This window comes from Butyrivibrio sp. ob235 (genome assembly GCF_900109475.1).
Lineage (GTDB): Bacteria > Bacillota > Clostridia > Lachnospirales > Lachnospiraceae > Butyrivibrio.
The window spans coordinates 41,872-52,909 of record NZ_FOBE01000006.1; the positions used below are offsets into that span (position 1 = coordinate 41,872).

An 11,038-nucleotide genomic window follows, 5' to 3' on the forward strand; every position below is an offset into this window, starting at 1 on the left:
CCCATGGCAGTTCACCTCTGCCATGGGGTATTTTATTTCTGAGAGGACGCGATATGTATCAGTTTATTGTTTTAGGGATAATATTTGATATCAGTTCCGCACATTTTTCAAGGTCTGCAGATTCTTCATTGGCTTCAGAGAAGCGGCCTTCTGTGTTGCTGTCGATGTCGAGGACTCCGATGACTACCCCGTCTTTGTTTCTGAGGGGGATAACGATTTCAGAGCGGGCTTCGCTGTCGCAGGCGATGTAGCCTGAAAACTGTGATACGTCAGGGACGATGAGCGTTTTGTTTTCAGAAGCGGAAACGCCGCAGACACCGCGGCCAAGTGCAATATGAGTGCATGCCACTTTTCCCTGGAAGGGTCCAAGGATAAGTTCTTTATCGTTACCCTTATCAGTCATTAAATAAAATCCCACCCAGCTTACATCAGGGAGCTGTTGCCACAGGCAGGCTGCCACATTGGAAAGATTTGTGATGTACCAGTCATTTTCTTCTATTACTGCTTCTACATAATTTGATAATGCCATTTATCTATTCCTCCGGAATTTTCTATTTTGTACAATCTAATCAATGTCAGTATCATATCACAAATGGCAAAATCATGAAACAATACACAAAAAATCACGTACCGAACTGCCCTATAGACTAGTCCGGTACGTGCATATAACGTTTTAACAACGTTTTGTACTTTATTCAGTTTGTGATGAAACTTTTTTCAAACTATCCTACTAATGGTCTCCTGTTATGTAAAACGATCGTATTCTGCAAATATCAGTTTACATTAACCATGATAGCTGCTGTTCTGCCGCCCTTGTGAGCGTAGATACGTGTTGAGCCATGTCCCTGAGCTCTGATGTTACCATGATCATCAACTGCAGCAATTCCCCAGTCCTCACTCTGGAACTGTACACTACCGGTCTTGCCTTCTTCAATTGTGTATGCCCATACAGAATATCCCTCGCCGAGGTCAAGTGTTACTGCGGGCTTGCTGAGCCAAATCTTATAAACCTTGCCCTTTTCGTCAGAGCCCTTTCCGCTGCGTGCAAGATAGCTTCCCTTTGCAACGTCTACACAAACAGTTGCTGAATAGCCCTTCTTATCCTTAACCTTAATCTCAGCGCTTCCAACCTTCTTAGTCTGGATTACTCCATCCTTTGTTACTGAAACAACTGCTTTGTTGTTAGTCTTATAAGTTACATTTCCTGTTGCCTTCTTAACAATAATCTGAGCCTTTGCACCAGGCTTAAGAGTGATGCCTGCTCCACCGTTGCCGTCCTTAGTCAAAGTAACTTTGACTGTCTTATCAGCAGCCTGTGCACGAGTAGGTATTGCTATAAAGCAAAGTGTTGCAGCCAATGTGACTGCCAACATAGTTGACATAATTCTTTTGAAAGTATTACCCATAAGACAAATTCTCCTTTCACAAAAACCATCACATATCTTTTTTCTTTGCTTTTCCCCCACAGTTATATTATTAGCACTTCTATATTGAGAAGTAAACGTTTAACCCGATAACTTAACCAACATTTTAGAATTGATTTATAGTTCCTTAAAAATAACGAAATTTTAATCTATTCTTAAGTCGAAACCCCTTTTAAAAAACCCAAAATAACAAAAAAGTACCCTATAGCTCAAAGAGTTTATAGGGTACTTATGCACATTATTATGCGTATTTATCAAAGCAGTGCCGGATCATGTCTGAACATACTCTCTATATCTTTTGTGAAAATAATTTTAGCTGACTTGATTTCAAGTCCGCCCTGTGCAAAATAGAGCTTAAGGTAGAAATTTCCAATCATCGCAGGGCCAAGGCCGATTTTAATGGTCTGCCATTCCTTATCCATTCCGGTCAGAGTAACTGATTTTACCAGCATCTTATCCTGGAATACAGAGAACGGAAGCTGGGCTACATCAGGCTGATTATTAGCTCTGATGACGAGTTCTAAATCTGTAAGACACTTTCTGGGTGTGGTTATTACATAAGTAGTTGTCTCTCCCTTTCCAACCTTTATCTTGGAAACGTCCAGGTCAAGCTCATCGCCATCAAACTTAAGCTTTATCATATCCTGAAGGACAGCATCTTCTGCCGAAATCGCAGCTGCAAGTTCCTTATCAAGTGCGGATTCCTCTCCGAGCATATGTCTGTAGGCCGGAGTTTTCAGCAGGAATTTGCAGATATTTATTGCACTTCTTACAAGCTCTGCACGGGTAAGTCTTCCCTCTGCAAGGGCCACGTCAAGATCATCCTTGTTTGAATTATCCTCTGCGCTGGTATTTACCATATTCAGATCATTCTGGGCACGAACCTGAGCGGATACATTCTGATAGCTTCCTGCAGCACCTGCCTCATCGTTACCCATTGCCCACCAGTCGGTCATGACGATGCCATCAAATCCCCACTCTTCTCTCAAAATTGAAGTAAGAAGGTCATAGCTGCTGGCTGTCCAGATACCGTTTAAAGGTCCGTAGGTACTCATAAGTGCACGGGCTTTTCCCTCTCTTACAGCAATTTCAAAGCCTTTAAGATAGATTTCGCGAAGTGCCCTCTCCGATACGACGTTGTCAACAAAATGTCTCTTGTATTCCTGTGTATTGCCCGCAAAATGCTTAATTACACCTGTTACATCATATTTATGAAGACCACGGAGCTGAGCTGATACAAGCTTACCAGTGAGTATCGGATCCTCTGAAAAATACTCAAAGTTTCGACCGTTCAAAGGATTTCTGTGAATGTTCATACCGGGGCCGAGAAGTGCATCGATTCTGTTTCTCCTAAGGTCAAGTGCCTCCCAGTTAAAGAGCTTTTCATTTAGTTCTTCATCAAAAGTACATGCAAGGCAGGTTCCGTTCGGAAGTGAAAATGCATGAGTTCCGCAGTCCATACGTATACCGCTGGGTCCATCGGAGCAGCCTCCGACAGGAATACCAAAATCTGAGAGTCTGTCTGTCACTCCGCCGTAAGCACCTGCTATTCCCGCAGTTACCTTGGGAGAACACATTCCCTCGCCGCGCATCATAGCAATGAGGTCCTTATCGGAAAGCTGGGCTATGAAACCCTCAATGGAAACATTCTTCTCTTCCACGTCCTTAAGCTTAAAGCCTTTGTCACCGGAATAAGGAAGTGCTTTCGGAAGTCTGTCTTTTCTCTTTTTATTAGGATCAAGCGTCCTAATAGGTGCTTTCTCATATTTTACAGTGTAGCTATTGCCACCCTTTCCACCGGCACAAGGCTTCAATCTCTCAAATTCGTTAACCGGGGCGTAGCTCTCCTCGCACTTACAGATTACTTCGAGCTTCTTAAGCTCAAATTCACCTGCTGCTTCTGCGCTTCTGACATCATTACCTGCATAGATTCTGTAGGTTCCGGCCTCCATGACATAGGATGACTTATTTTTTGTAGCCCCACCGTCATCATAGGAACTCATCCAGTACTTTGGAATATCAAACTCCATGCTCTGCATCTGACCGGGCTTAAGGACGTCTGTCTTTGCAAAGGCTACAAGTGCTCTGGAAGGTTTGCCAAGAACACCCTGCGGAGCCTCAACATAAACCTGAACAACCTCTTTTCCTGCCCTGTCACCTGTATTGGTAACAAGAACTTCCAGTGAGGCGCCTTCTGTCGCGTCGTAATCAAACTCGCCTAAAGCTATATCAAAAGTCGTATATGACAATCCAAATCCAAAAGGATACATTACCTTGTCCTTTGCGAAGGTCTCAAAATAGCGATATCCTACGTAAATATCCTCAGACTGGAAGTTCCTCTTCTCTGAGCCGAAATTCGCTGTGGAAGCATAATCCTCGATATTATAAGCAATTGTATCGGACAGTTTTCCTGAAGGGTTCACATCCCCCGTGAGCACATCCAGAACGGCATTTCCGCCCTCCTGACCGCCCTGCCATACATAGAGAACAGCCTCGGGGTTAATCTCTGTTACCCACTTCATATCGATGATATTACCGACATTCAGAAGAACAATCGTGCGCTTAAAGGCCTTGCAGACCTTCTTCAGGGCAGCCTTCTCCTCATCTGTAAGAAGATAGCTTCCCTGCTCATTTTTATTGTCCTGATCCTCTCCGGCGGTTCTTCCGATTATAAAAACCGCAGCATCGGATTCAGCTGACGCTTTCTTTAAAAGCGCATCCTCAAGAGGCATCTCCTTCTGAAACCAGGGCTCTCCTGCCCATCCTATGCCGACATCAAAAGGATTCTCTTTTACGAATGCCTCATAGGCTTTGCGAACATCCTTGTTTACTTTGATTTTCTTTGAAGCGGCCAGAGCCTCATAGATTCCGACAACATAGTCAACGTTAACCATGCCGCCCGAACCGGTTCCACTCTTGTAGTAATTCATCTGGCTTCTTCCGAAAACAGCGATCCTTGCACCCTTCTCAAGGGGAATAGCATTTTTATCATTTTTCAAAAGGACGATACCCTCTGCCGCAGCTGCGCGTGCAGTTTTAGCAAACTGTTTTATATCCCATGTTTTTCCCATAAAAAACTACCTCATTTTCCTGTATTCATACACCGCATTATAAACAACAATGCGGGATACTGATTTTTGCATATCATAATTATGCAACATAAAAACAAGAAAATGAAGTAGTTATATTTGTCTTTTTATGTATTTTTCAAATAGAAGTTCTGCTTCTCGCGCTGGGCCGGGCAGAACGGCTCTTATACGTTTATCTCAGCGGAGAGGCCAAGCTCATCCTTGTTGGCTTCGAGAATGGGATTCACAACCTCGTTTAAGAATCTCTCAACCTGATGTGCACTGCAGCCTGTGTATTTCTTAGGATCCATGCACTCCTTGATCTTATCCTCTGTCATGTGGAAAGCGGGATCCTTTACGATCATATCAAGAAGATCGTTGTCGAGTCCGTCCTTCTTTACGTGGTCTCCTGCGATCATGGAAAGCTCTCTTATTTTCTCATGAAGCTCCTGTCTGTTTCCGCCAAGCTTTACGGCATCCATCATGATATTCTCGGTAGCCATGAAAGGAAGCTCTGACATGAGGCGCTTCTCGATAACCTTGGGATATACAACAAGGCCGTCTGTTACATTCATGCAAAGATCAAGAATACCATCAATTGCAAGGAAGCCCTCGGGAATTGAAAGTCTCTTGTTTGCAGAATCATCAAGTGTTCTCTCGAACCACTGTGAAATCTCGGTGATAGCGGGATTCAATGTATCAACAATTACGTATCTTGAAAGTGAGCAGATTCTCTCACTTCTCATGGGATTTCTCTTATAAGCCATAGCTGAAGAGCCAATCTGTTTAGCCTCATGGGGCTCCTCAACTTCCTTAAGATGCTGAAGAAGTCTGATATCCTGAGCCATCTTTGTAGCAGATGATGCGATTCCCGCAAGGACATTAACAACCTTCATGTCGATCTTACGGCTGTAGGTCTGACCTGAAACCGCCATACAACCCTTGAAGCCCATCTTGTCAGCAAGCATGGGATCAAGCTTATCAACCTTTGTAAGGTCTCCGTCAAAAAGTTCAAGGAAAGATGCCTGTGTTCCGGTAGTTCCCTTTGAACCAAGAAGTTTCATATTATCAAGAACATAATCAAGGTCCTCAAGATCGATAGTGAAGTCCTGAAGCCAGAGTGATGCTCTTTTACCTACTGTTGTAGGCTGTGCCGGCTGAAAATGTGTGAATCCGAGTGTCGGCAGATCCTTGTACTCATCAGCGAACTTTGCAAGGCAGCTGATAACATTGAGGAGCTTTCTGCGAACAAGCTTAAGTGCCTCGGTCATGATAATGATGTCTGTGTTGTCTCCGACATAGCAGCTTGTAGCGCCGAGGTGAATGATTCCTGCAGCCTTGGGACACTGCTGGCCGTACGCATATACATGGCTCATTACATCGTGGCGAACTTCCTTCTCACGGGCAATGGCAACTTCATAGTTGATGTCTTCCTGGTGTGACTTAAGCTCATCAATCTGTTCCTGTGTGATGTTAAGTCCGAGTTCCTTTTCAATTTCCGCAAGTGCGATCCAGAGCTTTCTCCAGGTCTTGAATTTCATGTCCTGTGAAAAGATGTACTGCATTTCCTTACTTGCATAACGCTCTGAAAGCGGGCTACTGTATCTGTCTGTACTCATATTATCCTCCTAAATGATTTACGCTTCGAAGTCTCCCCTGATATCTTCATCCGGCGGAGCAATGGGGTAATCTCCCGTGAAGCACCCCCTACATATATCAAACTTGTTATTTACCAGTTCACTGAGTCGTTCCTCTCTCAAATAACCGAGAGAATCAGCTCCGATAATCTTACATATCTCATCGATACTGCGGTTATAGGCGATCAGCTGCTCTCTTGCAGGTACGTCGGTTCCGAAGTAGCAAGGCCATAAAAACGGCGGCGATGATACTCTCATATGAACCTCGGTAGCTCCCGCATCCCTGAGCATTCTTACAATCCTGTCCGAAGTGGTACCGCGAACGATTGAATCGTCTATCATTATAACTCGTTTTCCCTCAACGGCGTTTTTAAGGGCATTCAGTTTTACCTGAACACTGCTCTCACGGCTCTTCTGCCCCGGCTTTATGAAGGTTCTGCCGATATACTGGTTCTTCACAAAAGCCTGTCCGTAAGGGATACCGGACTCCATTGAATATCCAAGTGCAGCGCAGTTACCTGATTCCGGAACACCGACAACCACATCCGCTTCCACCGGTGAATCCATTGCCAAAAAGCGCCCTGCTTTTATTCTGGATTCATAGACACTCACTCCGTCAAGCACGCTGTCCGGTCTTGCAAAATAAATATATTCGAATATGCAATGGCCGTGCTTAACGCTGTTGGTCATCTGAAGATTGGATTCAATACCCTTCTCCGGAGAGATGGTCACTATCTCTCCCGGCTCAACATTTCTGATGAACTCTGCGCCGATTGTATCAAGCGCGCAGGTCTCGGATGCAAGAATGTAGCTGTTATCTCTCTTACCAATTACAAGCGGTCTGAAGCCATTGGGATCCCTTGCTCCGATGAGCTTCCTGGGCGACATGATAACCAGGGAATACGCACCCTTGATCTTCTTCATCGCGTTGGCAACAGCACCCTCAACATTGGGAGTATTAAGCCTTTCTCTTGCAATATGATATGCGATAACCTCTGAATCTATCGTAGTCTGGAAAATCGCACCGGTATACGCAAGTTCCTCTCGAAGTTCCGGCGCATTTACAAGATTACCGTTGTGCGCCATCGCAAGTGTCCCCTTAACGTAATTAAGGACAAGGGGCTGAGCGTTTTCTCTGGTGCTGCTGCCGGCAGTTGAGTATCTCACATGCCCTACACCTATGTCACCATGCATCCCTGAAATGATCTCATGGTTAAACGCTTCATTTACCAGTCCCATGTCCTTATGACTTGTTACTTTTCCTTTCGGACCCATTGTTTCGCTGACAGCAATACCGCAGCTCTCCTGCCCTCGATGTTGCAGGGACAACAGTCCGTAATAAATCGAGGGTGCAACATCCCCGCCATCGAAATCATAGATTCCGAAGACACCGCACTCCTCACCTATCTTATCGTGTTCATTGTTAAAATATTTTGCCATTGAATTACCTACAAATAAATCTTTCCATACCCAACACAAAACATAGTACATTATCTCCTATTTATTAGCAATAAAAAATGAAAAAAGAATTTTATGCTCCGGGATATCTTTGTTCGAAGCGGTCGACCATGTCGAGGATTTCCTGGCGATAGACAGGATATTGGCGTACGAGCTCTTCTATCTCGTTTTTGGCATTGCCTGCCACAACATCGCGGTTGTAATCCATCTGCTTACGAAGAGACTGCCTCTGCTGCACAAGCTCGTGACGGATCTCGACCTCCTCGTTGTGATTTATGAGAGCAATCGCCTGGTGAATCCAGATCTCGGGATCCTTAATCCTGTACTTACGTAGTGCAAATACAAGCGCCTTCTGATTGGTATCCAGCTGCTTTTCTGCAATGGCATAGCGCTCGCGTTCATTTTTTTCCATAAGGTACTTATTGTACATCTGAAGCAGTTCTTTGGAATTGCTGATACCATACTTTAAGCACTCGTAATCTATAAGATTCCTGTTATTTACATAGCGGATCTTAACCGTATTCTGCAGCTGAATAAGACGTGCGATGGAATTAAGAATCACCTTCTTTTCTCTTCTCGCCTCATGAATCTTCTGATTGAGGAAAAGGAAAGCCAGCGCAGCTACCGTTATCGCCACCATATAGCCATAAATAACATTGAGCTTAAGTGCCAGAGATAAAACAGCAAGAGCTACCGTGATAACTCCAAGCGCCACAGCAACCACCAACATAAGTCTCTGCATATTGTCCAGAGATACCTCAATCTCGGCTCGTCTGAAATCATAAGCCTGTCTCTCTCCGTCCAGTCTTCTAAGGTCATTCTTAACCTTTTTCTGGTGCTCCTCCGTATCCTTTAGAGTTTCCGCGCTCTTCTTGACCTGATTATGAAGACGCTCCATCTTCTCAAATTCCTGGTCGGTCATTCTGCTCTTACGTCTGTTGAAGGTCTTCTGCTGCTCTTCACTGTCGAGAATACGCTGAGCACACTGATTAACCTCAGCGCGCTGCTCGGGCGGAAGTGCATCAATCTCTTCCATATCCCGCAGGTGTGAGGTAACTACGCGGTATTCGAACTGAAGGTTATCCATCTCCCTGCTGGCCTCAGCCATCTGCTGAAGACAGTTTTCGATGTACTCATGCCTCTGTTCAGGGTCATCCATGTCTATATTTTTTCTTGTATAGACAATATCATTCCAGTTTTCCAGCTCGTTTTGCTGATGACGTTCTATTCGATATGTATCTTTTTTCTTGAAAAAATCAAAGAACCCCATTATTCAACCAATCCCCGATATTCTTCCTTCATATCCTTAGTAATTCTCTCCACCTCTTCGTAGTACTCGCTCATCTTAGCCCCGGAGCGATACAATTCGAGACTTCTGACCTTGATATTCGCAGTGCTCGCATCATACAGATCATTGGCTTCATCCATGCGCTGCTCAAGCTTTAAGGAAAGATTATGTGCCTCCTTATGTGAACTTACAAAGGAAACATACTCCTTTTCATCCATCATCATGCGTTTCGCGGCAAGATAACCGAGATAAGACTCGTCTGCTCCGCCGTCCTCCCATGCCTTATGGAAAAACTCCGCAGCCACGTCATACATAAAAAGATGTGCGTACATGACACCCTGATTATGCTCTATCTTGGATTTTATATTTTTATCCATTTCCGGCATATGCTTCAAAAGATAGTCGTATTCACTGAAAGCCTGAGTGATATGCCCCTGCTTCATCAAAAACTCAGCCCTGGACATGCGCTTTTCATAGATATCCATGTCCGCATTGCTTCTGAGTGTCTCCTCTGTGCTGTCGATTTCTTCCTTCGTGGAATATCCGACATAATCAAGAATCATTCCCGCAAGGGAAACAACAGAACACTTGTGAACTATCATGTGTCTCAGCTCATCGGCAAGCTTTTCAAGACCAAGTTCATTTCCTATCCAGTCTACAAGACTCATTTCAAAAGAATCCGCATCGATAAGAAATGCGTTCTGAGTTATACAATAGCAGAGCTCTTCTATTGAATAAATACGTCTGCCGATTTTCTCAAGATAATAAGGTTTTAAAGCGTACCTTCCGGTACAAAGAATAAGTCCTCTCATACCGAAATCTCCTCGCTCCACGACAGGCCGGAATTCTCAAAAAGCTCTCCGAAGCCCATGTCCTCGATATGTATTATAACCTTGTCCGCAGCCCTCATAGAGACTTTCATGCGAAGTCTCGTGGTTCTCGGAGGACGCTCCGGAAGGTCATTAAGTTCAATAGTATGTACATGCTTCTCACCTGCAGTGAGTGATGTGATGATAATATCTATATAATTCTCATCTTCCAGAATAAGGTCAAGGCTTGTGCCGATGTCATACCAGTTTTCACCGGCATCAAGAAGGGCATGATATGCCTCCTTACCCTGCTTTTTTACAAGAAGTCCGATATTTGATTTTAGTTTTCCGCCGTCAAGGAGCACATATTTTTCCATGCGCTCGCTGGGGCCCACTTTCTCTCTGGCCGCAATGCTTGCACCCTTGCTGAAGAGATTGTTTCCTTGGAATACACGCCTTGTTCTACATAAAAACTCCAGAGATTTCTGCATCCACTGATCCCTGAATCCGTCGCCCAGTAAAAATACGGAGCTGACAATTCTGCCCTCCATGGTCTTTTCGGCAAACTCCAAAAATTTCTGGTCAAGCCTTACTACCTGCTCCTCGCGCTCCTTCGCATTCTCGGAGAATCTCCCCTGCGAAAGCACCATCCCGCCGTATGTCGTTTTATCTATGGTAACAACAATGGGCTTTGTTCTGTGGTTGAGCTTCATGTCATAGACAGTCATCTCGCCGAAGCTGTAATCACAGGCGATAACCGCATGTGACAGAAGATCATCGGGCTGATAAAGCATGTAGTGATAAAGGCTGTCCTCATAGCTCTGATAAAAAATATTCTTAACAGGAAGCGAAAGTGCTCCCGTAACCTCGGATAAAACCTCTATCATTCTGCTGTCCATGGTCCTTGTCGTAAATGCGATGGCATCTACCATGTCCATTGACAGTTCCATCGAGAGCAGGGAAAGTGTTCTTTTTACAAAAAGAGTCAGAAGCGAAACGGGATCATAGCCTGTTCCGTCTACATTCACACGCTTCCCTGATCTGGCAGCTTCAATAAGGCCGTCAACTCTGACGCCCTCCTCCGCTTCAATCTTAGCGATGGCTTCCTTTCCGTAAAACCACTGGTTAACGTCCTTGCGCTTACATAAAACAGTAGGGATATTGTAAGCCTCTGCGCCTGCAAGGGTTGAGAGTGTCTCCGGAAGGTCGGAATCAGACGCAAGAAAACTAATCTGCGAGACATCCTCTCCCAGATCGTAACCAAGTACATATCTTCTTGCGTTTTTTGATTCTTTGAAAAATTGCATTGTGCCCTCATCCGTCAGCTACGCTGACACCTTCCCCCACAGGGGGG

General features: G+C 44.7%; 8 protein-coding genes. All 8 read right to left on the reverse strand.

All coding sequences use genetic code 11. The features are described from left to right. Nucleotides 1-58: 58 nt before the first annotated feature. The gene (locus BMW61_RS06745) at nt 59-529 is read right to left on the reverse strand and encodes a GAF domain-containing protein (protein ID WP_022760503.1); all 471 of its coding nucleotides are present in this window, start codon (nt 527-529) and stop codon (nt 59-61) included. 244 nt (nt 530-773) lie between these two features. Beyond that, the gene (locus tag BMW61_RS06750; RefSeq protein ID WP_022760502.1) at nt 774-1,406 is read right to left on the reverse strand and encodes a hypothetical protein; all 633 of its coding nucleotides are present in this window, start codon (nt 1,404-1,406) and stop codon (nt 774-776) included. Between the two features lie 272 nt (nt 1,407-1,678). Continuing rightward, nucleotides 1,679-4,495 carry a glycoside hydrolase family 3 protein gene (locus BMW61_RS06755; protein WP_091820511.1) on the reverse strand — a complete coding sequence of 939 codons (2,817 nt, stop codon included), beginning with the start codon at nt 4,493-4,495 and terminating at the stop codon, nt 1,679-1,681. Between the two features lie 182 nt (nt 4,496-4,677). Beyond that, on the reverse strand, nt 4,678-6,111 hold the full coding sequence (gene purB / locus BMW61_RS06760; RefSeq protein WP_022760500.1) for an adenylosuccinate lyase: 1,434 nt from the start codon (nt 6,109-6,111) through the stop codon (nt 4,678-4,680). A gap of 18 nt (nt 6,112-6,129) precedes the next feature. Next, entirely contained in the window at nt 6,130-7,569 is a 1,440-nt protein-coding gene (gene purF / locus BMW61_RS06765) for an amidophosphoribosyltransferase (RefSeq protein ID WP_091820665.1), read from the reverse strand. 91 nt (nt 7,570-7,660) lie between these two features. Next, nucleotides 7,661-8,857, reverse strand: coding sequence for an AAA family ATPase (locus BMW61_RS06770; RefSeq protein WP_091820512.1), 1,197 nt, complete (start codon nt 8,855-8,857; stop codon nt 7,661-7,663). Continuing rightward, nucleotides 8,857-9,687 (reverse strand): hypothetical protein, encoded by an 831-nt coding sequence (locus BMW61_RS06775; protein WP_022760497.1) that lies wholly within the window; start codon nt 9,685-9,687, stop codon nt 8,857-8,859. The genes BMW61_RS06770 and BMW61_RS06775 overlap by 1 nt, the downstream gene beginning before the upstream one ends. Then, nucleotides 9,684-10,991: a DUF5716 family protein gene (locus BMW61_RS06780; protein ID WP_022760496.1), complete on the reverse strand. Its 1,308-nt coding sequence runs from the start codon at nt 10,989-10,991 to the stop codon at nt 9,684-9,686. Before BMW61_RS06780 ends, BMW61_RS06775 begins: the two co-directional genes overlap by 4 nt. Nucleotides 10,992-11,038: the final 47 nt, after the last annotated feature.

Bases quoted from the DNA above. Each gene is read 5' to 3' on its own strand.
- BMW61_RS06745 (WP_022760503.1), bottom strand. From the start codon at position 529: ATGGCATTATCAAATTATGTAGAAGCAGTAATAGAAGAAAATGACTGG.
- BMW61_RS06750 (WP_022760502.1), bottom strand. From the start codon at position 1,406: ATGGGTAATACTTTCAAAAGAATTATGTCAACTATGTTGGCAGTCACA.
- BMW61_RS06755 (WP_091820511.1), bottom strand. From the start codon at position 4,495: ATGGGAAAAACATGGGATATAAAACAGTTTGCTAAAACTGCACGCGCA.
- purB (WP_022760500.1), bottom strand. From the start codon at position 6,111: ATGAGTACAGACAGATACAGTAGCCCGCTTTCAGAGCGTTATGCAAGT.
- purF (WP_091820665.1), bottom strand. From the start codon at position 7,569: ATGGCAAAATATTTTAACAATGAACACGATAAGATAGGTGAGGAGTGC.
- BMW61_RS06770 (WP_091820512.1), bottom strand. From the start codon at position 8,857: ATGGGGTTCTTTGATTTTTTCAAGAAAAAAGATACATATCGAATAGAA.
- BMW61_RS06775 (WP_022760497.1), bottom strand. From the start codon at position 9,687: ATGAGAGGACTTATTCTTTGTACCGGAAGGTACGCTTTAAAACCTTAT.
- BMW61_RS06780 (WP_022760496.1), bottom strand. From the start codon at position 10,991: ATGCAATTTTTCAAAGAATCAAAAAACGCAAGAAGATATGTACTTGGT.